Source organism: Curtobacterium sp. MCBD17_013 (genome assembly GCF_003234565.1).
Classification (GTDB): Bacteria; Actinomycetota; Actinomycetes; order Actinomycetales; family Microbacteriaceae; genus Curtobacterium.
The window spans coordinates 252,753-275,853 of sequence record NZ_QKTU01000002.1 but is presented as its reverse complement, the minus strand read 5'-3'; the positions used below and the strand labels follow the sequence as shown (position 1 = coordinate 275,853).

The 23,101-nt window shown below is 71.7% G+C and carries 22 protein-coding genes; 18 read left to right on the top strand and 4 right to left on the bottom strand.

Annotated elements, in window-relative coordinates:
- Positions 1-520: 520 nt before the first annotated feature.
- Positions 521-1,516, bottom strand: coding sequence for an asparaginase (locus tag DEI81_RS03865; protein ID WP_111009181.1), 996 nt, complete (start codon positions 1,514-1,516; stop codon positions 521-523).
- Positions 1,517-1,563: 47 nt separating this feature from the next.
- Between DEI81_RS03865 and DEI81_RS03860 the strand changes: the two genes are divergently transcribed.
- The 10 genes from DEI81_RS03860 (at position 1,564) to rbfA (ending at position 13,788) form a co-directional block, all read left to right on the top strand.
- A complete protein-coding gene (locus DEI81_RS03860; RefSeq protein ID WP_111009180.1) occupies positions 1,564-2,031 on the top strand; it encodes an OsmC family protein in 468 nt (155 codons plus the stop codon).
- A gap of 88 nt (positions 2,032-2,119) precedes the next feature.
- A complete protein-coding gene (locus tag DEI81_RS03855) occupies positions 2,120-3,076 on the top strand; it encodes an FKBP-type peptidyl-prolyl cis-trans isomerase (protein WP_146244008.1) in 957 nt (318 codons plus the stop codon).
- Between the two features lie 2 nt (positions 3,077-3,078).
- A complete protein-coding gene (locus tag DEI81_RS03850) occupies positions 3,079-4,191 on the top strand; it encodes a 1-deoxy-D-xylulose-5-phosphate reductoisomerase (RefSeq protein WP_111009178.1) in 1,113 nt (370 codons plus the stop codon).
- 140 nt (positions 4,192-4,331) lie between these two features.
- Complete coding sequence (locus DEI81_RS03845; protein ID WP_258368477.1) at positions 4,332-5,660, top strand: RIP metalloprotease; 1,329 nt, start codon at positions 4,332-4,334, stop codon at positions 5,658-5,660.
- 120 nt (positions 5,661-5,780) lie between these two features.
- A complete protein-coding gene (gene ispG, locus DEI81_RS03840; protein WP_181434785.1) occupies positions 5,781-6,929 on the top strand; it encodes a flavodoxin-dependent (E)-4-hydroxy-3-methylbut-2-enyl-diphosphate synthase in 1,149 nt (382 codons plus the stop codon).
- 78 nt (positions 6,930-7,007) lie between these two features.
- On the top strand, positions 7,008-8,819 hold the full coding sequence (locus DEI81_RS03835; protein ID WP_111009175.1) for a proline--tRNA ligase: 1,812 nt from the start codon (positions 7,008-7,010) through the stop codon (positions 8,817-8,819).
- Positions 8,820-8,989: 170 nt separating this feature from the next.
- Entirely contained in the window at positions 8,990-9,982 is a 993-nt protein-coding gene (gene nusA, locus DEI81_RS03830; RefSeq protein ID WP_111009174.1) for a transcription termination factor NusA, read from the top strand.
- A 53-nt stretch (positions 9,983-10,035) separates the two neighbouring features.
- On the top strand, positions 10,036-10,386 hold the full coding sequence (locus DEI81_RS03825) for a YlxR family protein (protein WP_309146663.1): 351 nt from the start codon (positions 10,036-10,038) through the stop codon (positions 10,384-10,386).
- A gap of 72 nt (positions 10,387-10,458) precedes the next feature.
- On the top strand, positions 10,459-13,221 hold the full coding sequence (gene infB / locus DEI81_RS03820) for a translation initiation factor IF-2 (RefSeq protein ID WP_111009172.1): 2,763 nt from the start codon (positions 10,459-10,461) through the stop codon (positions 13,219-13,221).
- Between the two features lie 87 nt (positions 13,222-13,308).
- Complete coding sequence (gene rbfA / locus DEI81_RS03815) at positions 13,309-13,788, top strand: 30S ribosome-binding factor RbfA (protein ID WP_111009171.1); 480 nt, start codon at positions 13,309-13,311, stop codon at positions 13,786-13,788.
- Here rbfA and DEI81_RS03810 read toward each other — a convergent pair.
- A complete protein-coding gene (locus DEI81_RS03810) occupies positions 13,764-14,633 on the bottom strand; it encodes an A/G-specific adenine glycosylase (RefSeq protein WP_220035627.1) in 870 nt (289 codons plus the stop codon). The two genes, rbfA and DEI81_RS03810, sit on opposite strands and share 25 nt — an antisense overlap.
- A gap of 103 nt (positions 14,634-14,736) precedes the next feature.
- Between DEI81_RS03810 and DEI81_RS03805 the strand changes: the two genes are divergently transcribed.
- From DEI81_RS03805 to DEI81_RS03785, 5 genes are read left to right on the top strand one after another with little or no spacing between them, the layout of a single operon-like run.
- The gene (locus DEI81_RS03805) at positions 14,737-15,213 is read left to right on the top strand and encodes a hypothetical protein (RefSeq protein WP_111009169.1); all 477 of its coding nucleotides are present in this window, start codon (positions 14,737-14,739) and stop codon (positions 15,211-15,213) included.
- 54 nt (positions 15,214-15,267) lie between these two features.
- Positions 15,268-16,203 carry a tRNA pseudouridine(55) synthase TruB gene (gene truB, locus DEI81_RS03800; protein WP_111009168.1) on the top strand — a complete coding sequence of 312 codons (936 nt, stop codon included), beginning with the start codon at positions 15,268-15,270 and terminating at the stop codon, positions 16,201-16,203.
- Positions 16,200-16,565 carry a hypothetical protein gene (locus DEI81_RS03795; RefSeq protein ID WP_111009167.1) on the top strand — a complete coding sequence of 122 codons (366 nt, stop codon included), beginning with the start codon at positions 16,200-16,202 and terminating at the stop codon, positions 16,563-16,565. The genes truB and DEI81_RS03795 overlap by 4 nt, the downstream gene beginning before the upstream one ends.
- Before the next feature lie 50 nt (positions 16,566-16,615).
- Positions 16,616-17,119, top strand: coding sequence for a hypothetical protein (locus tag DEI81_RS03790; RefSeq protein WP_111009166.1), 504 nt, complete (start codon positions 16,616-16,618; stop codon positions 17,117-17,119).
- 2 nt (positions 17,120-17,121) lie between these two features.
- Positions 17,122-18,075: a bifunctional riboflavin kinase/FAD synthetase gene (locus DEI81_RS03785; RefSeq protein WP_111009364.1), complete on the top strand. Its 954-nt coding sequence runs from the start codon at positions 17,122-17,124 to the stop codon at positions 18,073-18,075.
- Between the two features lie 76 nt (positions 18,076-18,151).
- Here the strand turns inward: DEI81_RS03785 and DEI81_RS03780 are convergent, their stop codons facing one another.
- Both DEI81_RS03780 and DEI81_RS03775 read right to left on the bottom strand, forming a co-directional pair.
- On the bottom strand, positions 18,152-19,381 hold the full coding sequence (locus DEI81_RS03780) for a DUF349 domain-containing protein (protein ID WP_181435316.1): 1,230 nt from the start codon (positions 19,379-19,381) through the stop codon (positions 18,152-18,154).
- A gap of 170 nt (positions 19,382-19,551) precedes the next feature.
- On the bottom strand, positions 19,552-20,253 hold the full coding sequence (locus DEI81_RS03775; RefSeq protein ID WP_258368476.1) for a peptidylprolyl isomerase: 702 nt from the start codon (positions 20,251-20,253) through the stop codon (positions 19,552-19,554).
- A 275-nt stretch (positions 20,254-20,528) separates the two neighbouring features.
- On the opposite strand from DEI81_RS03775, the gene DEI81_RS03770 reads away from it, so the two are divergent.
- The 3 genes from DEI81_RS03770 to DEI81_RS03760 all read left to right on the top strand — a co-directional run bounded on the left by DEI81_RS03770 (position 20,529) and on the right by DEI81_RS03760 (position 23,089).
- On the top strand, positions 20,529-21,890 hold the full coding sequence (locus tag DEI81_RS03770; RefSeq protein WP_111009363.1) for a replication-associated recombination protein A: 1,362 nt from the start codon (positions 20,529-20,531) through the stop codon (positions 21,888-21,890).
- A 257-nt stretch (positions 21,891-22,147) separates the two neighbouring features.
- Entirely contained in the window at positions 22,148-22,777 is a 630-nt protein-coding gene (gene rpsD / locus DEI81_RS03765) for a 30S ribosomal protein S4 (protein WP_111009163.1), read from the top strand.
- A gap of 117 nt (positions 22,778-22,894) precedes the next feature.
- A complete protein-coding gene (locus DEI81_RS03760; RefSeq protein WP_111009162.1) occupies positions 22,895-23,089 on the top strand; it encodes a hypothetical protein in 195 nt (64 codons plus the stop codon).
- Positions 23,090-23,101: the final 12 nt, after the last annotated feature.

Here is a 23,101-nt window from a genome sequence, read left to right as displayed (position 1 = left end):
GATCGGTGCGATGCGGGACCGCGTCGACGGCGTGCCTGACGAGGTCATCGGCTGGTCCGCCGTCGTCGCCGACGTGGCCGGCGGCCTCGCGGTCGTCGGCCGGGGCGTCGCCGCACGCGCCGTGTTCCGTGCGGTCGTGACGGCGCTGGCCGACGGCGCCGGAGGCGAGCACGTCGAGATCCGGAGCGTGGGCGACGACGTGGTGTCGGGCCTGCCGGCCGCCGGGCGGCCGCCCGCCGGTGCGCTCGGCTGGACGCCGGACGGGACCGCGGTGGCCGTCGTGCACCCCAGGCACGGTCCGCCGGGCGCGCTCGGCTGGGTCGTCCTCGCCCCGACGCGCGCCGACGTGCCGCCCGCCGTCCGGACCCGGCTGCTCGTGGACGCCGGGGGCTGCCGTCTGCTGCCCGGCGGGTCCGTCGAGCCGACCGACCTCGTGGCGGACGGTGCCGATGGCATCGTGCCGGTGTTGCCGCCGGTCCCAGGCCGACCGCCGGTCGAGCCCCGTCCGTCGCCCGCGACCTCAGGCCACGAGGCCGCGCCCGGGCCGCACGCCCCCGACGCGCTGCCCACCACCGAGGACCGACGGGACGGACGCCGCGATGACGGCGCGCGCGTCGTCGGGGTCGACCATGCCGGAACGGGCGAGCAGCGTCAGCGCCGCGAGCGTGCCGGCGCGCTGTGATCCGTCGAGCACCTTCACGGCGACCGCACCGGAGCCGGGTACCCCCATGACCATGACGCCCTCGGCACCGAGCTTCGCCAACACCCCGAGACGCTCGATGGTGAGGGTGTTGGCGCGACCCGGCCCGTCGATCGCCCACGGCTCCGCGAGCACGGCCGTCGTCAACGCCCGACCGTCCGCGTCCGTCGGGCCGACGACGGTCGCGATGCCGCGGGCCAGGCCGTGCAGGGTCAGCGGGACGACGGGCGCACCGCAGCCGTCCACGCCGACGACGTCGACCGACTCACGGGTCAGGTCCTCCACCGTGTCGACCACCACGCGCTGCAGCGGGTGGTCCACGGCGAGGTAGGTCGACCGGTCCCATCCGTTCAGTGCGCAGGCGGCCAGCATCGCCGCGTGCTTGCCGGAGCAGTTCATCGCCAGACGACGGGGTGCGGTCATCCGTCGTGCGGTCGCGCCGTCGAAGGGGAAGTCCGGGGGGCATCCCAACGTGTCCTCGTCGTGACCCCATGCGGCGAGCATCGCCGCGGCGACCTCCTGGTGCGCGGGCGTACCGGCGTGGCTCGCGGTGCTGAGCACGAGCTGCGCTCCCTCGAACCGCGCGCCCGTCCGACGGACCGCGATCGCCTGGAACGGCTTCAGCGTGCTCCGCGTCCAGACGCTCGCGGCTGCGTCGCCCACCACGTCCACCATCCGCCCGTCCGCGTCGACGACCACGCCGACGCCGACGTGCCGGCTCTCGTCGAAGCCCGAGCGGGACACGACGGCCAGCTCGACCGACCCGTCCGCGGTGAGGGGGTGGCGGTCGGAGCGGACGTCGGCGGTTCCCGGCATGATGGGGAGTGTAACCGCGGTGTCACACCCCCTCGGCAGGAGGCTCCATGCTCGACCACGACCACACCGTCGAGGTCCGGTGGACCGGCGACCGGGGGACCGGCACGTCCGACCACCGTGCCTACGGCCGCGACCACGTGGTGTCCGCGGCGGGCAAACCGGACCTTCCCGGCTCGGCGGCGCAGCCCTTCCGCGGCGATGCGGACCGCTGGAACCCCGAAGACCTCCTCGTGGCGGCGCTCGCCCAGTGCCACATGCTGAGCTATCTCCACGTCGCCGCGCTCGCCGGGATCACCGTCGTCGAGTACGAGGACCGCGCCACCGGGCACCTCGACGTCCACCCCGACGGTTCCGGCGAGCTCACCGACGCGCTGCTCCGACCCGTGGTCACCATCCTCGAGCCGGACCGCGTGGCCGACGCGACCGCCGCGCACGCCCGGGCCTCGTCCCTGTGCTTCATCGCCCGGTCCGTTTCGTTCCCGGTCCGGCACGAGCCCGTGATCCGCGTGCGCTGACGAGCACACGGGAACGGTGCGGCAGACTGGTCCGGTCGAAGCGGTCGTCGTCCGCCCGAACGCACCTCAACCCCAACCGAAGGTCCTCGTGAAGCGTCTCCGTCTCGTCCCGTTCCTGATCGTCCCGGCGGTCGTCCTCGGCCTCGCCGCGTGTTCCTCGTCCGGGTCGGGTGGTGGTGCCTCCAGCTCGGCCAGCGCGAGCTCGTCGTCGGCGGCCTGCCCGTCGCCCGGCTCCGCGTCGCGCAGCATCCGGGTCTCGGGGGACTTCGGCGGGACGACCGCGCCGAAGGTCACGTTCGCCAAGGGTCTGTCGGCGAGCCCCACGCAGGCGTCGCGCGTCGTCAAGGGTGGCGGCAAGGCGCTCGCCGACGGCGACTTCATCAAGGTCTCGTACTCCGTGTACCAGGCGAAGACGGCGAAGAAGCTCGGCTCCGTCGGGTTCGATCAGGGCGACCCACAGGTGCTCTCGGTCGGTGGCACCGGGTTCGGTCAGGTCCTCGGCTGCGCGAACGCGGGGTCGCGCCTGGCCATGGTGGGTTCGAGCAAGGCGCTCGGGTTCGGCACCACCGGCCAGATCGTCGTGGTGGCGGACGTCATCGGCACGACCGCCAAGAAGTCGACCGGGCACCCGCAGACGCAGGACCCCTCCCTCCCCACCGTCAAGGACGCCTCGAGCGGCGAGCCGACCATCACGATCCCGAAGACGGCTGCGCCCGCCAAGACGACGACCGAGGTGATCAAGCTCGGCTCGGGTGACACGGTCGCCAAGGGTGACACCGTGCTCGTGCAGTACAAGGGCGAGGTCTACGCGACCGGCAAGGTCTTCGACTCCACCTGGAAGCGCGGACAGCCGGCGAGCTTCACCGTGCAGGACGGCCAGCTCATCGCGGGGTTCGTGACCGGCCTCGTCGGCCAGAAGGTCGGCTCCCAGGTGATGATCGCCATCCCGGCCGCGGACGCGTACGGTGCGAACCCGCCCGAGGGATCGAACATCCCGAAGAACGCGCCCCTCGTGTTCGTCGTCGACATCCTCGCCAAGGGCTGAGCGTGACGAGCGCCGGATCGAGCGCGCACCCGGACGGCAAGCGTCGGGTCGTCGTCCTCGGGAGCACGGGGTCGATCGGCACCCAGGCCCTCGACGTGGTCGCACGCAACCCGGATCGGTTCGAGGTCGTCGGCCTCGTGGCCGGCACCAACCGCGCACTGGCGTCCGAGCAGGCCGAGCGGTTCGGCGTGACCGAGGTCGCGTTCGGCGCGGCCGACGCCCAACGGCTGGTTCGTGCCGTCGAGGCGGACGTCGTGCTCAACGGCATCACCGGGTCGGTCGGGCTCGGCCCGACGCTCGCGGTCCTCGAGACGGGCGCCCTGCTCGCGCTCGCGAACAAGGAGAGCCTCATCGTCGGGGGTCCGCTCGTGCAGGCGGCGGCGGCACCCGGTCAGATCGTGCCGGTCGACAGCGAGCACTCCGCGATCGCGCAGGCACTCCGCGCGGGGTCCGCCACCGAGGTCCGCCGGCTCGTGCTGACCGCTTCGGGAGGCCCGTTCCGCGGACGCTCACGGGCGGAGCTCGCCGACGTGACCCCGGCCGCGGCACTCGCGCACCCGACGTGGGACATGGGTCTCGTCGTCACGACGAACTCGGCGACGCTCGTCAACAAGGGCCTCGAGGTGATCGAGGCGCACCTGCTGTTCGGGGTCCCGTACGACCGCATCGACGTGACGGTCCACGCGCAGTCGATCGTGCACTCGATGGTCGAGTTCGTCGACGGCTCGACGATCGCGCAGGCCTCCCCGCCCGACATGCGGTTGCCGATCGCGCTCGGTCTGGGGTGGCCCGACCGTGTCGCGGGCGTCGGCGTGCCACTCGACTGGACACGGTCGTCCGCCTGGACCTTCGAGCCGCTCGACCAGGACGCCTTCGGCGCCGTCCGGCTGGCGAAGCACGTGGGGGAGCGCGGCGGGACCTACCCGGCGGTGTTCAACGCCGCGAACGAACAGGCGGTCGGGGCGTTCCACGCGGGCGCGATCGGGTTCCTCGACATCGTCGACACCGTGGAGCGGGTCGTCGACGCACACGACGCGGGGGAGTCCTCGCTCGAGGGCGTGCTCGCGGCCGAGCGGTGGGCGCGCGCCGAGGCGGATCGTCTGCTGCGTCGCTGACGCACACCGCGCCTCCCGGCGGGACGCCCGTCTCCCGACCCGTCGTCGATGCCCGACACGGCACGGTGACTCCGCGATGAGCAGTCGCCGCTCAGCGGTCCCTCGGCTGCTGCTTGGCGAGGGTCCCGTACGCTACCCCGGTGACCCCCGGATCCGTGCTCCTGTTCGTCCTCGGCGTCGTCGTGTTCGTCGTCGGCCTGCTGGTCTCGATCGGCCTCCACGAGCTCGGACACCTGTTCTTCGCCAAGCTCTTCGGCGTCAAGGTGACGCAGTACATGCTCGGGTTCGGGCGGACGCTGTGGTCGTTCCGCCGCGGCGACACGGAGTACGGGGTCAAGCCGATCCTCCTGGGCGGCTACATCTCGATGGTCGGGATGCTCGCCCCGCGGGCGTCCGGCAAACCCGCACCGATCACGAACACCGGGTTCTACAGCGCGATGGTGCAGGACGCCCGAGACGCCAGCGCGGAGCAGATCGCCGAGCAGGGGGACGAGCGGGCGTTCTACCGACTGACACCGTGGAAGCGGATCATCGTCATGATCGCGGGCCCGGCCATGAACCTCGTCATCGGCATCGTGCTGTTCGCGGTCCTGCTGTGCGGCTTCGGCGCGCCGACGACGAGCATCGCGGGCACGACCGCGTGCGTGTTGCCGACGTCGCAGTCGACCCGGTGCACGAGTGACGATCCGGTGTCCCCGGCGAAGCGGGCAGGACTGCGTGCCGGCGACGCGGTGCTCGCGGTCGACGGCCGGTCGGATGTCTCGACGACCGAGCTGACGACGATCCTGCAGCGGTCGGCCGGCTCGCCCGTGCGACTCACGGTCCTCCGCGACGGGCAGCGGCGCACGATCACCGTGACGCCCCGGCTGGCGACGCGCGACGTCTACCGCGCCGACGGCACGGTGGCGAAGGAGCAGGACGGCAGCACGAAGACGGAACGCGTCGGCGTCGTCGGCGTCTCGATCGGACAGACGCTCGTCCGGCAGTCGCCGGCGGCGGTCCTGCCCGCGGTCTGGGCACAGACCGAGGCGTCGGCGTCGCTCATCCTCGACTTGCCGCAGCGACTCGTCGCGGTGTGGAACGCCGCGTTCGGATCGCAACAGCGCGCGCAGGACAGCCCGGTGAGCGTCGTGGGCGTCGGCCGCGCCATCGGGACCGTGGCGTCGGCGAGCGGCGTCCCGGTCGTCGACAAGATCTACACGATCCTGTCGCTGCTCGGCGCGCTCAACATCGGTCTCTTCGTGCTCAACCTCGTGCCGCTGCTGCCGCTCGACGGCGGGCACGTCGCGGGCGCACTGTGGGAGGCCGTCAAGCGTCGAACGGCCAAGCTCCTCGGCCGCGGGGACCCGGGCCCGATCGACCTGGCCAAGACGATGCCGCTCACGTTCGCCGTCGTCGTCCTGCTCGGGGGCATGAGCCTGCTCCTCATCTACGCGGACATCGTGCGTCCGGTCCGAGTGTTCGGCTGAGGTCGACCGGGAGGCCCCGCCGTCGGCCCCGCCCGTCGCCCCGGCCCGGGAGGCACGCCGACAGCGGACTGTCGGCCGCCGGTCACCGGGCTGTCACCGGGAACGCGTAGGCTGCCGACCGTGCCAGCAGTCAATCTCGGTATGCCCAAGGCCCCCGTCACCCTCGCTCCGCGCCGCAAGTCGCGCCAGATCAAGGTGGGCAAGGTCCTCGTCGGCGGCGACGCACCCGTGAGTGTGCAGTCGATGACCACGACGCCGACCACGAACATCAACGCCACCCTGCAGCAGATCGCGGAACTCACCGCGTCCGGCTGCGACATCGTGCGCGTGGCGGTCCCGAGCCAGGACGACGCCGACGCGCTCCCGATCATCGCGAAGAAGTCCCAGATCCCGGTGATCGCGGACATCCACTTCCAGCCGAAGTACGTGTTCCAGGCGATCGACGCGGGCTGCGCGGCCGTCCGGGTCAACCCGGGCAACATCCGCAAGTTCGACGACCAGGTCGGTGCGATCGCCAAGGCAGCCAAGGACGCCGGCGTCTCGCTGCGCATCGGTGTGAACGCCGGGTCGCTCGAGCCCAGCATCCTGCAGAAGTACGGCAAGGCCACGCCGGAGGCCCTCGTCGAGTCGGCGGTGTGGGAGGCCTCGCTGTTCGAGGAGCACGACTTCCACGACTTCAAGATCTCCGTCAAGCACAACGACCCGGTCGTCATGGTCCAGGCATACCGACTGCTCGCGCAGCGGGGGGACTGGCCGCTCCACCTCGGCGTCACCGAGGCCGGACCGGAGTTCCAGGGCACGATCAAGAGCGCGACCGCCTTCGGCATCCTCCTCGGTGAAGGCATCGGCGACACCATCCGCGTGTCGCTGTCCGCACCGCCCGCGCAAGAGGTCAAGGTCGGCCTGCAGATCCTGCAGTCGCTCAACCTGCGCGAGCGCAAGCTCGAGATCGTCTCGTGCCCGAGTTGCGGCCGGGCACAGGTCGACGTCTACACGCTGGCGAACGACGTCACCGAGGGCCTGCAGGGCATGACGGTCCCGCTCCGCGTCGCGGTCATGGGCTGCGTCGTCAACGGACCGGGTGAGGCGCGCGAGGCCGATCTCGGCGTGGCGTCGGGCAACGGGAAGGGCCAGATCTTCGTCAAGGGCGAGGTCATCAAGACCGTGCCCGAGGCCGAGATCGTCGAGACCCTGATCGCCGAGGCGAACCGCCTCGCGGCCGAGATGCCCGCCGGAGAGGTCGGCAGCCCCGAGGTCGTCACCGCGTAGATGCGTCGGACCGGACGGCGCGCGGGTGGTCCTGCTGCGGGCCCCTCGGGCGTCCTGCGCGGCCGGTAGGCTTTCCGCGTGGTCACACGGCTCTCGCACCTCTTCCTCCGCACGCTCCGCGACGATCCCTCGGACGCCGAGGTGAGGAGCCACAAGCTGCTCGTCCGCGCGGGCTACATCCGTCGGCAGGCGCCCGGCATCTTCGCCTGGCTGCCGCTCGGGCTGCGGGTCAAGGGCCGGATCGAGGCCATCGTGCGCCAGGAGATGACCGCCGCAGGCGCACAAGAGGTCCACTTCCCGGCACTGCTCCCGCGCGAGCCGTACGAGGCGACGAACCGCTGGACGGAGTACGGGGACGGGATCTTCCGCCTCCAGGACCGCAAGGGTGCGGACTACCTGCTGGCGCCCACGCACGAGGAGATGTTCGCGCTCATCGTCAAGGACCTGTACTCGTCGTACAAGGACCTGCCGGTCACGCTGTTCCAGATCCAGGACAAGTACCGCGACGAGGCCCGGCCTCGTGCCGGTCTGCTCCGCGGGCGCGAGTTCACGATGAAGGACGCATACTCGTTCGACATCGACGACGCCGGGCTCGACGCCAGCTACCAGGTCATGCGCGACGCCTACGAGCGGATCTTCACGCGCCTCGGCCTGGAGTACGTGATCGTGCAGGCGGACGCCGGCGCGATGGGTGGGAGCCGGAGCGAGGAGTTCCTGCACCCGATCGCCGTCGGCGAGGACACGTTCGTGCGGAGTGCGGGCGGGTACGCGGCGAACATCGAGGCGTACACGACCCCGGTGCCCGAGGCGTCGCCCACGACCGGACTCCCGGCACCCGTCCTCCTGCCCGTGGCCGAGACGCCGACGATCGCGAGCCTCGTGGAGCACGCGAACGCGGTGGCGCCGCGCGACGGAAGCGGCTGGAGCGCATCGGACACGCTGAAGAACGTGGTGCTCGCGCTCACCCACCTCGACGGCACGCGCGAGATCGTCGTCGTCGGGCTCCCCGGCGACCGCGAGGTCGAGTTGAAGCGTGCGGAGGTCGCCTTCGCCCCGGCCGAGGTGGAGCCCGCGACGGACGCGGACTTCGCGAAGCACCGGTCGCTCGTCAAGGGGTACATCGGTCCGACGGCCGCGTCGTTCATCGAGGAGGCCGCTGCGGGGCACGGGACCGAGGGCTCGGTGCGGCAGTTCCTCGGCGCGGACAGCGAGACCGGACTCCGGTACTTCCTCGATCCGCGGGTCGTCGACGGCACCACGTGGATCACGGGCGCGAACACCGCCGGGCGTCACGTCTCGGGGCTCGTCGCCGGGCGCGACTTCGTGGCCGACGGCGTCGTCGAGGTCGCGGACGTGCGACCGGGGGACCCCGCTCCCGACGGCTCGGGTCCGCTCGAGACGGCGCGCGGCATGGAGATCGGGCACGTGTTCCAGCTCGGACGCAAGTACGCCGAGGCGCTCGGTCTCAAGGTGCAGGACGAGCGGGGCAAGCTCGCCACGGTGACGATGGGCTCCTACGGGATCGGCATCACGCGCATCATGGCGATCCTCGCCGAGGCGCACAACGACGACCGTGGGCTCGTCTGGCCGAAGGACGTCGCCCCCTTCGATGTCCACGTCGTGGCCACGGGCAAGGACCAGGTGGCCTACGACGTCGCGTCGGGCATCATCGCCGAGCTCGAGCGCGCCGGGATGGACGTCCTGTACGACGACCGGCCGAAGGTGTCGCCGGGTGTCAAGTTCGGTGACGCCGAGCTCATCGGTGTCCCGGTGGTCGTCGTCGCGGGCCGGAACGCGGGCGACGGCGTGGTGGAGCTGTGGGACCGTGCGGCGGGGGAGCGTCGCGAGGTCCCGGTCGCCGAGGTGCTCGCGGCCGTGCGCGCGATCTGATCGCGCCGTCCACTCGATCCGGTCCGGATCGACGGGCCTGCGTCGTGCCTCCCGGTCGTCGGACAGGAAGTGCGGCGCCGGCGGGCGGTCGACGTGCGCTATCCTGGACGCCGCCTTCCGCGCGGTGTCCGAGCGCGGGTTTCCCATCATCTGAATACTGGAGGCCCTCGATGCAGATCGATCTCGCGGTGCTGCGGCTCATGGAACGGGAGCGGGAGATCCCGTTCGACGAACTCGTCACCATCATCGAGCAGGCCATCCTCACCGCGTACCAGAAGCACGCAGCCGAGAACGGTGAGCCGGCCGACCCGCAGGCGCGGGTGGAGCTCGACCGCAAGTCGGGCCAGGTGCGTGTCTACGTCCCCGAGCGTGACGACGACGGCACCGTCGTCGGTGAGTCCGTCGACGAGACGAACGACTTCGGTCGCATCGCGGCGTTCGCGGCCAAGCAGGTCATCAACCAGCGGCTCCGGGACATCGGCGACGACAAGGTCCTCGGCGAGTTCCGTGGCAAAGAGGGTGACATCGTCGCCGGCGTCGTGCAGCAGGGGCCGAACCCACGCATGGTGCACGTCGACCTCGGCACGATCGAGGCCATCCTCCCGCCCGAGGAGCAGGTCCCTGGCGAGACCTACCCGCACGGTCAGCGGCTCCGCGTGTACGTGACGAGTGTCGGCAAGGGACACAAGGGCCCCCAGATCACCGTGTCCCGGACGCATCCGGGTCTCGTCCGCAAGCTCTTCGCGCTCGAGGTCCCCGAGATCGCGTCGGGCGTGGTCGAGATCGTGTCCATGGCGCGCGAGGCAGGTCACCGCACGAAGATCGCGGTCAAGGCGAACGAGCCCGGCGTCAACGCCAAGGGTGCGTGCATCGGGGAGCTCGGCCAGCGCGTCCGTTCGGTCACGAACGAGCTCGGGGCCGAGAAGATCGACATCGTCGATTACTCGCCGGACCTCGCGACCTTCGTGGGCAACGCCCTGTCCCCGGCGAAGGTCACGAGTTCGTTCGTGATCGACAAGTCCACCAAGGCGGTCCGCGCCCTCGTCCCGGATTACCAGCTCTCGCTCGCCATCGGGAAAGAGGGGCAGAACGCCCGCCTCGCGGCGAAGCTGACCGGTGCCCGGATCGACATCCAGCCGGACTCCATCCTCGAGGGCGACTGAGCGCCGGATGCGGAGCGCGCGCGGTCGTTCGCTGACCGCACCGCCTCGTTGGCGTGCCGGGATCGCGTCCGTCCGAGGCAGGGAGTAGAGTGGGACCCGTCAGAACGTGCATCGGCAGTCGTCGCCGTGCACCCCGATCCTCCCTCCTCCGAGTCGTCGCCCGTGGCGACCGCGTCGTGGTGGATCCGAAGGCAGTCATGCCAGGCCGGGGCGCGTGGATCACCCCGACGGTCGATGCGTACGAGCTGGCCGTCTCGCGTCGGGCCTTCCGACGCGCGCTGCGGCTGGATCGTGAACCGGACACGTCGGCGGTCCGCGAGTACCTGGAACGACTCCGGTCGGGCCAGGACCCGGCACGGGACCTCGACACGACAGAACAGGCTGAACGGCTTATGGACAACTGATGAGCGGCTCGAAATGAGACCCATCACTCAGTGAGTCCCACCCTTCTCGGGTGGGACCCGAGAAGGAGAACAGTGGCAAAACCACGCGTACACGAGATCGCCAGCGAGCTCGGTGTCGACAGCAAGACCGCGCTCGAGAAGCTCAAGGAGCTCGGCGAGTTCGTCAAGGGCCCGAGCTCGAGCATTGAGCCGCCCGTCGCCCGCAAGCTCCGCGCGGCGCTCGAGGCATCCGGCGCGACGTCGTCGTCGGCGACCAAGCCGGCGGCACCGAAGGCCGCGCCGCGCCCGCAGGCACCGCGCCCCGCTGCACCGGCACCCGCGCCCGCCGCGCCCGTCGAAGCGGAGCAGCCCTCGGTGAACGACGCGCCGCGTCCGGCCGCCCCCATGTCGGTGGCCGAGCGGCAGGCGCAGGCCGAGGCCGCCCAGAAGGCCCAGGCGCAGAAGAACCAGGCCGACAAGGTCGACGGTGCCGCATCGTCGACGGCGCCGAAGCCGGGCGCCGCACGCCCCGGCCCGAAGCCGGGCGGCGCGCGCCCGGGCAACAACCCCTACTCGTCGAGTCAGGGCATGGGCTCGCGTCCGCCCCGCCCCGGCAACAACCCGTTCTCGCAGAACCAGGGCATGCCGCGTCCGGGTGGCGGTACGGGTGGCATCCCGCGTCCGCAGCCGCCGCGTCCGGGCGCTCCCCGGCCCGGTGCTCCGCGTCCGGGTGGGCCCGGTCAGGGTGCGCGTCCGAACGGCTTCGGCCAGCGTCCGGGTGGGCCCGGCCGTGGCGGCCAGGGCGGTGGCTTCCAGCGTCCCGGTGGTGCGGGAGCCGGTGCCGGTGGCGGATTCCAACGCCCTGGCTTCGGACCCGCGCGTCCGGCCGGCGGTGGCGGTCGTGGCCGTGGTCCGGGTGGTGGCACCGCTGGTGCGTTCGGTCGTGGTGGCGGCAAGAGCCGCGCTCGCAAGTCGAAGCGGACGAAGCGCGCCGAGTACGAGATGCGGCAGGCGCCGTCGATCGGCGGCGTGCAGGTCCCGCGCGGTGACGGCAACACGGTCGTCCGGCTGCGTCGTGGTGCGAGCATCTCGGACTTCGCGGACAAGATCGACGCGAGCCCCGGCAACCTCGTGACGGTGCTGTTCCACCTCGGTGAGATGGCGACCGCGACTGAGTCGCTGGACGAGGCGACCTTCGAGGTCCTCGGCGAGGAGCTCGGTTACAAGATCCAGATCGTCTCCCCGGAGGACGAGGACAAGGAGCTCCTGGAGGGCTTCGACATCGACCTCGACGCCGAGCTCGACGACGAGGACGACTCGGTCCTCGTCGCCCGTCCGCCGGTCGTCACGGTCATGGGTCACGTCGACCACGGCAAGACCCGCCTGCTCGACGCGATCCGGAACGCGAACGTCGTCGCGGGTGAGGCCGGCGGCATCACGCAGCACATCGGTGCGTACCAGGTCATCTCCGAGCACGAGGGCATCGAGCGCCCGATCACGTTCATCGACACCCCGGGTCACGAGGCGTTCACCGCCATGCGTGCCCGTGGTGCCCAGGTGACGGACATCGCGATCCTCGTGGTCGCGGCCGACGACGGCATCATGCCGCAGACGGTCGAGGCCCTGAACCACGCGCAGGCGGCGAACGTCCCGATCGTGGTCGCGGTGAACAAGATCGACAAGGAAGGCGCGAACCCCGCCAAGGTCCGCCAGCAGCTCACCGAGTACGGGCTCGTGGCCGAGGAGTACGGCGGCGACGTCATGTTCGTCGACGTGTCCGCGCGGAACAACACGAACATCGACGCCCTGCTCGAGGCCGTGCTGCTCACGGCCGACGCGGGACTCGATCTCCGTGCCAACCCCGACAAGGACGCCCGCGGTGTCGCCATCGAGGCGCGTCTCGACAAGGGACGCGGTGCGGTCGCGACCGTGCTCATCCAGTCCGGGACGCTGCACGTCGGCGACGCGATCGTCGCGGGCACCGCCTACGGCCGCGTCCGCGCGATGATGGACGAGAACGGCAACGCGGTCGAGGCCGCGACGCCGAGTCGTCCCGTGCAGGTGCAGGGTCTGTCGAGCGTGCCGCGTGCCGGTGACACCTTCCTGGTGACGGAGGAGGACCGCACGGCCCGCCAGATCGCCGAGAAGCGCGAGGCCGTCGAGCGCAACGCCCAGCTGGCCAAGGCCCGCAAGCGCATCTCGCTCGAGGACTTCACCCGTGCACTCGAAGAGGGCAAGGTCGACGCGCTCAACCTCATCATCAAGGGTGACGTCTCCGGTGCCGTCGAGGCGCTCGAGGAGTCGCTGCTCAAGATCGAGGTCGACGAGAGCGTCCAGCTCCGGATCATCCACCGCGGTGTCGGTGCGGTCACGGAGTCGGACGTCAACCTCGCGACGGTCGACAACGCGATCATCATCGGGTTCAACGTCCGCCCCGACACGAAGGCACGGGAACGTGCCGCTCGCGAGGGTGTGGACATCCGCTTCTACTCGGTCATCTACTCGGCACTCGAGGACATCGAGCAGTCCCTGCGGGGCATGCTCAAGCCCGAGTTCGAAGAGGTCCAGTCGGGTGTGGCGGAGATCCGCGAGGTGTTCCGTTCGTCGAAGTTCGGCAACATCGCCGGTGTGGTGGTCCGGTCCGGCACGATCACGCGCAACGCCAAGGCGCGCGTCATCCGTGACGGCGTCGTGCTCGCCGACGGTCTCGCCATCGAGTCGCTGCGCCGGTTCAAGGACGACGTCACCGAGGTCCGGACGGACTTCGAGGCGGGCGTCGGTCTCGGCAAGTACAACGACATCCAGATCGGCGACGAGATCGAGACCATCGAGATGGTCGAGAAGCCGCGCGGCTGAGTCCGCTCGTCCGGCGGGGCCGCGCCGGGACGCACACCGCGTCCCGGCGGGGCCCCGCCCTCGTTCCCACACCACCAGGAGGACCCCATGGCCGACCCACAGCGCGCCCGCAAGATGGCGGACCGCATCCAGGAGATCGTCGCCAGGCGGCTGGACAAGGGCATCCGTGACCCGCGTCTCGGATTCGTCACGATCACGGACGTCCAGGTGACCGGCGACCTGCAGCACGCGTCCGTCTTCTACACCGTGTACGGCTCGGACGAGGAGCGGCAGGACACCGCGGCGGCGCTGAAGTCCGCGACCGGCATGCTCCGCAGCGAGGTCGGCAAGAACATCACCGCTCGGCTGACCCCGACCCTCGAGTTCATCGCCGACGCCGTGCCGGAGAACGCTGCGCACATCGACGCGTTGCTCGCCGAGGCGCGTGACCGCGACGCCGCGGCGCGGGCACAGGCGTCCGCCGCGTCCTACGCGGGCGACGCCGACCCGTACCGACACGACGACGAGGACGACGACGAGGACTCGGCCGACGTCGTCACCCGTCAGGCGGACCCGGGCAGCGAGTAGCCGACGGCGTCGGACCCGACGGCGAGCCCGTCCCGCACCAGCGATCGGAGCGCGCGGTCGCGCTGCTCGGCGTCGGGCCACACCATCGCGATCTCGTCCAGGGTCACCGGGACGTCGCTGGCCCGGAGTTCGGCCATGATCAGCCCGCGGACCTGTCGGTCGCTCCCGGCGAACCGCGACTGCCGGGGCGCCCGCGGGCCGTCGTGCGCGGGGTGCCCCTGCGCGCGCCACCGGCATCGATCGGAGATCGGGCACACGTCGCATGCGGGCCGCTTCGCGACGCACACGAGCGCGCCGAGCTCCATGACCGCCGCGTTCGTCGCAGCCGCGTCCTCGAGATCGGGAGGCAGCACCGCAGCCATCAGCGGCAGGTCACGTCGAGCGTTCGCCGGCCCCGGCTCGGCCTGCCCGAGCAGCGCCCGGGCGAGGACCCGGCGGACGTTGACGTCGACGACCGGGTGGCGCAGCCCGAAGGCGAACACCGCGATCGCCCGCGCCGTGTAGTCGCCGATGCCGGGGAGCGCGAGGAGGGCGTCGACGTCCGATGGGACGACGCCCTCGTGTCGGTCGACGATGGCGGTCGCCGCGGCGTGCAGCGCGAGCGCGCGTCGCGGGTAGCCCAGCCGGTCCCAGGCACGGACCGCCTCGGACGGCGGGTCGGCGGCGAGGGCGGCTGGCGTCGGCCAGCGCGCGAGCCACGCCTCGAGCCGTGGGACGACCCGTGCGACCTGTGTCTGCTGGAGCATGATCTCGCTCACCATCGTGCCCCAGGCGGGGAACCCGGGTCGTCGCCACGGGAGGTCGCGGCCGTGCTGGCGGAACCACGCGATGAGCGGGGTCGCGATGTCGGGGCCGGGTCGGGCCTCCCGGGCGGCGACGTCTGGGGAGACGTCCGAGGGGTGCTCGGGGCGCGGAACGGGGACCACCAGGAGAGCCTACGGTGGAGCGATGGCACGATGGGCACCGCAGGAGACCGACACCATGCAGGCGATCGCGACGGAGGTCGCGCACAACGCGGGCGCCGCTCGGACGGTGATCGCGGTCGACGGCGGGCCGGGCGTCGACCTGGAGCGCGTCGCAGCGGGCCTCGTCGCGGCACTCGAGCAGCAGGGGGTCAAGGCCATGCACGCCGCGGCGTCCTCGACGGATGCCGATGGCCTCCGAGCCGAGGTCGTCGATCCCTTCCGGACGATCGGCACCGACCCCGGGATCCTCGTCGTCACGGGGAAGCGTCTGCTGTCGCGCTCCGTGCGGTCCCTCTGGCGCTGGTCCCTGTGGGTCGAGCGCGACGATCGGTCCGAGCCGCGCGCCGAGGACCCGTTCACCACGTACGTCCGTCAGGACGACCCGAAGGGTGCTGCGTCGGCCGTCCTCGACGTGACGGACCCCGAGCACCCGCGGCGGAACTGGGCGGACGCGTGCTAGCCGGAGGCGACCCGCGCGACGTCGGCTGAGCGCCGGCGCTGCTACCCTTTCCCGGTGCTCGAACCGGCCCCCAACGGGATCCTCCTCGTCGACAAGCCGGGCGGCATCTCCAGCCACCGGTCGGTCTCGATCGCGCGCCGACGCTTCGGCATCCGCAAGATCGGGCACGCCGGGACCCTCGACCCGATGGCGACGGGTCTGCTCGTCCTCGGTGTCGGGCCGTCGACGCGTCTGCTGACGCACCTGGTCGGCCTCGACAAGCGGTACACCGCGACGATCCGGCTCGGTGTCGCGACCGACTCCGACGACGCCGACGGTGCCGTGGTCGCGTCCCCCGGACTGCTCCCGGACGCGCTCGACGACGTCCGGCTCGAGGAGGCCGTGGGCGCGCAGCGGGGGACCATCGAGCAGGTGCCGAGCACGGTCAGCGCCATCAAGGTCGACGGCCGACGGGCGTACGCCCGGGTGCGCGCGGGCGAGACCGTCGAGCTGGAACCGCGACGTGTGACGGTGGCGCGCTTCGACGTCCTGGCCCGGCGTGACCTGGTCGTGGCCGTGGAGGGCGTGGAGACCCCGGTCGTCGACCTCGACGTCGACGTCGAGTGTTCCTCCGGCACATACGTCCGCGCCCTCGCCCGTGACGTCGCGGTGGCCCTCGAGACCGGCGGCCACCTCACCGCACTGCGCAGGACCCGGATCGGACCGTTCGCCGTCGCCGACGCCGTCGTGCTCGAGGACGACGACGTCGACGTCCGGGCCCGGCTGCGCCGTCCGGCGGACGTCGCCCGCGTCCTGTTCCGGGAGGTCGTGCTCGACTCCGCAGCGGCACGGGACCTCAGCGACGGCAAACGGGTGCCGACCGACCTGGCCGACACCGACGGTCCGGTCGCGGCCGTCGCCGCGGCGGACGACCGCCTCGTCGGACTCGTGTCCGTCCGACGTGGCGCGCTGCGGGTCATCACGAACTTCCCGACAGGAGCGGACGCATGATCGACTGGTTCACCTGGGTCCAGGTCGGCTTCGCGGCCCTCACCGGCCTCTTCTGTGTCGTGGTCGGCCTGATCGGTTGGAAGCCGAACGACCCGACCGTCGGCGCGCTCGTGCTCATCGAGCTCCTGCTCATCGCCCAGGGTGTCGTCGCGATCGTGCAACCCGCGGTGGGCAACCCGCCGAGGGGAAACGCGCTCGAGTTCGGGGTGTACGCGGTGTCGGTGCTGCTCGTCCCACCTGCGGCGATCGTCTGGGCCCTCATCGACCGCACCCGGTGGAGCACCGTGGTGCTCGGAGCGGGAGCCTTCACCGTCGCGGTCATGGTCTACCGGATGTCCCAGATCTGGTTCGCCCAGGCGTGACCGGTCGGCGCCAGACCGAGCCGCGCCTCCCGGCCGCTAGAATCGGGGCGATGCCGACCAAGTCCTCTCGCGCGACCGGCATCGGTCGCGTCCTCATCGCCGTCTACGGCATCCTCGCCCTCGCGGCGACCGGACGCAGCGTCGTGCAGATCATCGAGAAGTTCCACCACGCGCCGTTCGCCTACACGTTGAGTGCCCTGTCCGCCGTGGTCTACATCGTCGCGATGGTCGCGCTCATCGCCCCGGGCCGCACCTGGTACCGCGTCGCTTGGGTGACGATCGGGTTCGAGATGGTCGGGGTCGTCGTCATCGGGTTCCTGTCGCTGTTCGACCACGCCCTGTTCCCCGACGACACCGTGTGGTCGGGCTTCGGAGCCGGGTACTACTGGGTGCCCCTCGTCCTGCCGGTCGCCGGGCTGTGGTGGTTGCGGACCCACCACCGCGCCGCTGTGCAGGCCATCGCGGCGGACCCGCCGTCGTCGCGCGTCGCGCCCGAGCCGGACGCGGAGCGGGCCGCGGCCGGTCGTGCCGACGCCGCGACCTCGGGGGAGTGACGATGCAGTACTTCGCCGACCTCGCCGAGGTCCCGGCGGGCTTCGGTCCGAGCGCGGTCACGATCGGCAAGTTCGACGGCGTCCACGTCGGGCACCGCGCCGTCATCGCGCAGCTCGAGGACGCCGCGCGTGAACACGACCTCGTGTCCACCGTCGTGACCTTCGACCGTCACCCGCTGTCGGTGCTCGATCCCGGGCACGTGCCACCGGCGCTCACGAGCATCCGGCAGCGGCGCGAGCTGCTCGAGGCGGCCGGGGTGGACGCGACCCTCTTGCTGCCGTTCGACCAGTCCCTGCAGTCGCTGCCCGCCGCCGAGTTCGTCGCGCGCGTCCTCGTGGGTGCCCTCCACGCACGGGTCGTGCTCGTCGGGAGCGACTTCCGGTTCGGCGCCCGCGGTGCCGGCGACGTCGACCTGCTCCGGCGCCTCGGCGAGCAGCACGGGTTCTCCGTCCGGTTGATCGATGACGTGGACCTCGTCGACGACGGCCGGTCCGCGGGGGAACGGCGCGTCTCGTCGACCTGGATCCGCGAGCTGCTGTCCGTCGGTCGCGTCGCGGAGGCCGCGCGGCTGCTCGGCCGCGACCACGCCGTGCGGAGCACGGTCGTGCACGGCAACGAGCGCGGGCGCGAGATGGGCTACCCGACCGCCAACCTCGATCCCGACTGCGAGGGGTTCGTGCCCGCGGACGGCGTGTACGCCGCGCGGGTGCTGCATCGGGGCCGGACCTACCCGGCCGCGGTCTCCGTCGGGAACAACCCGACGTTCGAGGGCGTCCCCGAGAAGCAGATCGAAGCGCACCTGCTCGACGTCGACATCGACCTGTACGACGACGTCATCACGGTGATGTTCGTCGCCTACGTGCGCGGCATGGTCGCGTTCGACGGCATGGACGCGCTCGCGGCGCAGATGCGGCAGGACGACCGCGAGATCCGGGTGATCCTCGGCGTCGACTAGCTGCTGGGGCGACCAGCGGCCGGCGGCCGGCGGCGCGACCCGGGCACGTCCGACGAGCGGGTCGCCGACGACGTCACTATCCCAGTGCGTCCAGCCAGATCCTCCTGGCGTCCAGGGCCTCCTGCGCGGCCTTGATCCGAGCGGTGTCACCCGAGGCCTCGGCGTCGTTCAGCTCGGCCTGGAGCTTGCCGATGGCGTCCTCGAGCTGGCTCGCGAGCCCGGCGGACCGGGCCTTGCGCTCGGGGTCCGACTCGCGCCAGTGCTCGTCCTCGAGCCCGCGGACGTGCGACTCGATCGCACGCATGCGGTCCTCGACACTGCGGACGCGGTCGCGCGGCACGCGACCGATCTCGTCCCACCGGCGCTGGATGTCGGTCAGGCGTCGGCGTGCCGCGACCCGGTCGGTCTCCTGCAGCAGGGGCTCGGCCTCGGTCAGCAGCGCGAGCTTCGCGTCGAGGTTCGCCGTGTACTCCTCGGACTCGCGGGCGACCTCGTCGTGCTTCTGCGCGAAGAGGACGTCACCCGCGGCCTTGAACCGGCTCCACAGTGCGTCGTCGTACCGCTTGCCCGCGCGGCCGGCGTGCTTCCAGTCCTCGAGCAGTTGGCGGTACGCGGGGATGCCGTCCGAGCCGCGGGTCGCGAGCGCCTCGGCCTGGTCGACGAGCTCCTGCTTGCGGGACCGTGCCTCGCGGTGCTGCGCGTCGAGGTCGGCGTAGAAGGCACGGCGGTGCTGGTCGACGGTGGAACGGGCGGTGCGGAACCGCTTCCACAGCTCGTTGCCCTCGTTCTTCGGGATCCGCGGACCATCGTGCTGGTGCCGCTGCCACCGGGCGAAGACGTCGTCGAGCTGCGTGGTGATCTGCTTCCACTGCGCCCGTGCCGGATCCACCGCCGCCAGTGCCTCGGCTTCCTCGACGAGGCCCCGTCGGTACGCCAGCGCGTCGGTCAGGGCCTGCTCGGCCTGTTCGGCCTGCTCACGACCGAGGGAGCCGACCTGCTCGCCGAGGACGTCCACGCGCCGCTCGAGGGCCTGGATGTCGCCGACCACCCGAGCGTCGGCGAGCGCCGTGCGTAGATGCTCGACCGTCCGGCCGATGTCCGACGCCGAAGCGCCGCGCTGCGCGCGCTGCTCGGCGATCCGCACCTGACCCTCGAGGTCGGCGTACTTGCGGGCGTAGTAGGCGAGGGCTTCCTCCGGGGCGGCGTCGGGGTACTCACCGACCGCACGCTCGTCGTCGCCGTACCGGACGTACACCGTCCCGGTCTCGTCGACTCGCCCCCAGCTCGTTGCTTCGTCAGGTCCCACAGGTCTCGCCTCGATCGTGGTCGTGCTCGCCGACGTCACCGTCGGCCGGTCAGGACGCCAGCCTATTGCACGGGCTGTGATGGCGACGGGTCACTTGCCAGGGGCGTGGGCGGCCGGTGGCGGCGGCACCTCCGACACAGGACCAACCGTTCCGCCGGGGAGGCCGTGGGTCACCGCTCGATGGCGATGGTCGCGCCCGTGATGGTCGTGGGGACCTTCGGCGCACCGGTACCGTCGCTGCCGGCGGTGCCGATCCCCTTCGACGTGATCGTCTTCCGGAGCCGGGGGAGCCCCGCGGTCACCTTGCCGACGACCGTGTAGCCACCGGTCGAGCCGTCGAGGTGCGTGTCGCCGTAGGTGATGAAGAACTGCGTGTTCTGGGAGTACTGCGAGCTGCTCCTGGCCATGGCGATCGTGCCGGTCGGGTAGTCGCCGTCCGCGGGCACGTTCTCGAGCGGTCCGTACTCGAACCCGGCGTCCCCGGTGCCGTCGCCGTTGGCGGAGCCGCACTGGATGAACTGTGCCCCCTTCGTGACGCTGAGCCGGTGGCAGGACGTGCCGTCGTAGAACTGCTTGCGGATGAGGTCGACCAGGACGCTCGTCGACTGGGGTGCCGCCTTCCCGTCGAGTTCGATGTCCAACGTGACCGTCTTGTTGAGCGTGAGCCTGCCCGTCCAGGTCGAGGCCTTCGCGATGGACGCGCTCGGCACGTTCCCGGTGTCCGCCGCGGTGGCGCTGGCGGACGGGGTCGGCGTGCTCGTCGCGGACGCGGACGCGGATGCCGATGCCGATGCGGATGCGGAGGCCGTCGCCCGCCCGTCGTGCACGAGCTGTGAGCCCGTGGCGAGTGCCGCGACGACGACGAGTGCCACGATTGCGACGAGGTCGTCCCGCCGCCGCCTCCGGCGTCGCCGGTCGTGGAGGCCCTGGCGCGCCTGGTACAGACGGAGGCGGTCGCGCGCCTCCCTGGCATCCCTGCCCTGGTTCCTCGGTGCCACGTGTCCTCCGCCCTGGTCCCGCGTCCCGGCCGCCCCGGTGCCAGGGAGGATCGTAGTGGACGACCCGATGACCGATCGCCGCGGCCTGCGGTGGTGGCGTCCTCCCGGTCCCGCGCATCGTGTCGGTGCCGCCGCTTACCATGGGGGACATGGCAGCGGACCGGTCGGTGACGGGCGTGCAGAGCGCGCCGGGCGTCGGTCAGGGCGCGGCGCCGCTCGCCGTGCGCATGCGGCCGACGAGCCTCGACGAGGTCGCCGGGCAGGGGCACCTGCTCGGGCGCGGATCACCACTCGTGTCCCTGGCGTCCGGAGCGGACGACCGTCCCGGTGGCGTCTCGGTCATCCTCTGGGGTCCACCGGGCACCGGCAAGACCACCATCGCGCAGGCCATCGCCCGTTCTTCCGGTCGGGCCTTCGTCGAACTGAGCGCCGTCACCGCAGGCGTCAAGGACGTGCGTGAGGTGATGGAGCGCGCCCTCGCCCACCGCGATCTCTACGGCTCGACCACCGTCCTGTTCCTCGACGAGATCCACCGGTTCAGCAAGGCCCAGCAGGACGCCCTGCTGCCGGGGGTCGAGAACGGCTGGGTCGTCCTCATCGCCGCGACGACCGAGAACCCCTCGTTCTCGGTCATCGCGCCCCTGCTCTCCCGGTCGTTGCTCCTGACACTGCGCCCGCTGTCCGACGCGGACCTCGGGACCCTGGTCGACCGCGCCGTGGAGGATCCTCGTGGACTGGCCGGGACCGTCGTCCTCGGTGACGAGGCCCGTGCGGCGCTCGTCCGACTCGCCTCGGGTGACGCCCGCCGTGCCCTGACCGCCCTCGAGGCGGCCGCGCAGTCGGCGATCGCGGCGTCGGACGACCACGAGACCGTGCCGGTCGTCACGGCCGAGACGATCGCGGCCGCGGTGGACCGCGCGCTCCTGCGGTACGACCGGCAGGGGGACGAGCACTACGACGTCATCAGCGCGTTCATCAAGTCGATCCGTGGCAGCGACGTCGATGCCGCGCTGCACTACCTGGCCCGCATGATCGAGGCGGGCGAGGACCCGCGGTTCATCGCGCGCCGGGTGATCATCTCGGCGTCCGAGGACATCGGGATGGCCGATCCCCAGGCGCTCCCGATCGCGGTCGCCGCAGCCCAGGCCGTGCAGCTGATCGGGATGCCCGAGGGCCGCATCCCCCTCGCCGAGGCGGTGGTCTACCTCGCCACCGCACCCAAGTCGAACGCCGCGTACACCGGCATCGACGCGGCGATCGCCGATGTCCGGGCGGGCCGGATGGGAGTCGTCCCCACCCACCTGCGCGACGCGCACTACCCCGGTGCGAAGCGGCTCGGCCACGGCAAGGGGTACGTCTACGCGCACGACGCCGAGCACGGGGTGGCGCGACAGCAGTACCTCCCCGACGTCCTCGAGGGCACCGAGTACTACAGCCCCACGACGAACGGGAACGAGCGCGAGGTCGGACCGCGACTCGACCGACTGCGGCGCATCATCCGCGGATCCTGACACGCACGGCCTCGCTGCTTCCGACGGCCGCGGCCGCCCTGCTATGCTGTTCGCGCCCACGTCCGGGTCCTCGCGTGCGGCTGCGTCGAGGACCGCAGTGACCGCGGTTCGGACTGTAGCCGTCCGATCCCACAGGCTCATCCCTCTGGATCCCGTCACGGGCGATCCGCTCCGCGTCAGCGGAGCGCCGCAGGTGATCGTCGTGTGCGCACGGCGGGGCCACCGTGATCCGTTCGTTCAGTACAGAAAAGGACCCTGTGTCTACCAAGTCACGTTCCCGCAGCAAGACCCGCCTGTCGCGCGCGCTCGGCATCCCGCTGACGCCGAAGGCGGCCCGTTACCTCGAGAAGCGCCCCTACGGGCCGGGTGAGCACGGTCGCACCCGCCGCAAGGCCGACAGCGACTACGCCGTCCGCCTCCGTGAGAAGCAGCGTCTCCGTGCCCAGTACGGCATCCGCGAGAAGCAGCTCCGCATCGTCTTCGAAGAGGCCCGCAAGTCGAAGGGCCTGACGGGTGAGAGCCTGGTCGAGCTCCTCGAGGAGCGTCTCGACGCGCTCGTCCTCCGCGCCGGCTTCGCCCGGACCACCGCGCAGGCACGCCAGCTCGTCGTGCACCGCCACATCCTGGTCGACGGCAAGCTCGTCGACCGTCCCTCGTTCCGCGTCAAGCCGGGGCAGCTGATCCACGTCAAGCAGCGCTCCGAGTCGCTCGAGCCGTTCCAGGTCGCCGCCGCCGGTGGTCACCTGGACGTCCTCCCGAAGGTGCCCGGGTACCTCGAGGTCGAGATCGACAAGCTCCAGGCCCGCCTCGTGCGTCGCCCGAAGCGCGCCGAGGTCCCCGTGACCTGCGAGGTCCAGCTGGTCGTCGAGTACTACGCCGCCCGCTGATCCACAGCACCACCGCCGAGGGCGGGTCGTCCACAGCGGACGGCCCGCCCTCCGGCGTTCCGGCGGACCGCACTAAGCTGGGCAGGGCACGCCTGCGGGTGTGGGAGGGAGCCGGACGTGAAGCAGCTGTTCTTCGTCGCCGTCGGTCTCGTGGTGGGGTTCGTCCTCGCGCGGCGGGTCGACCGGTCGCAGGCTGCCCAGCGCCCCGTGGTCCGGGCCGGATCGGCCGCGAAGGCCTTCGCATCCGCCGTCGCCGATGGCTACCGCTCGCGCGAGGCCGAGTTGCGGGCACGCCCCGGCGACCACGCCTGACCCCATCGGTGC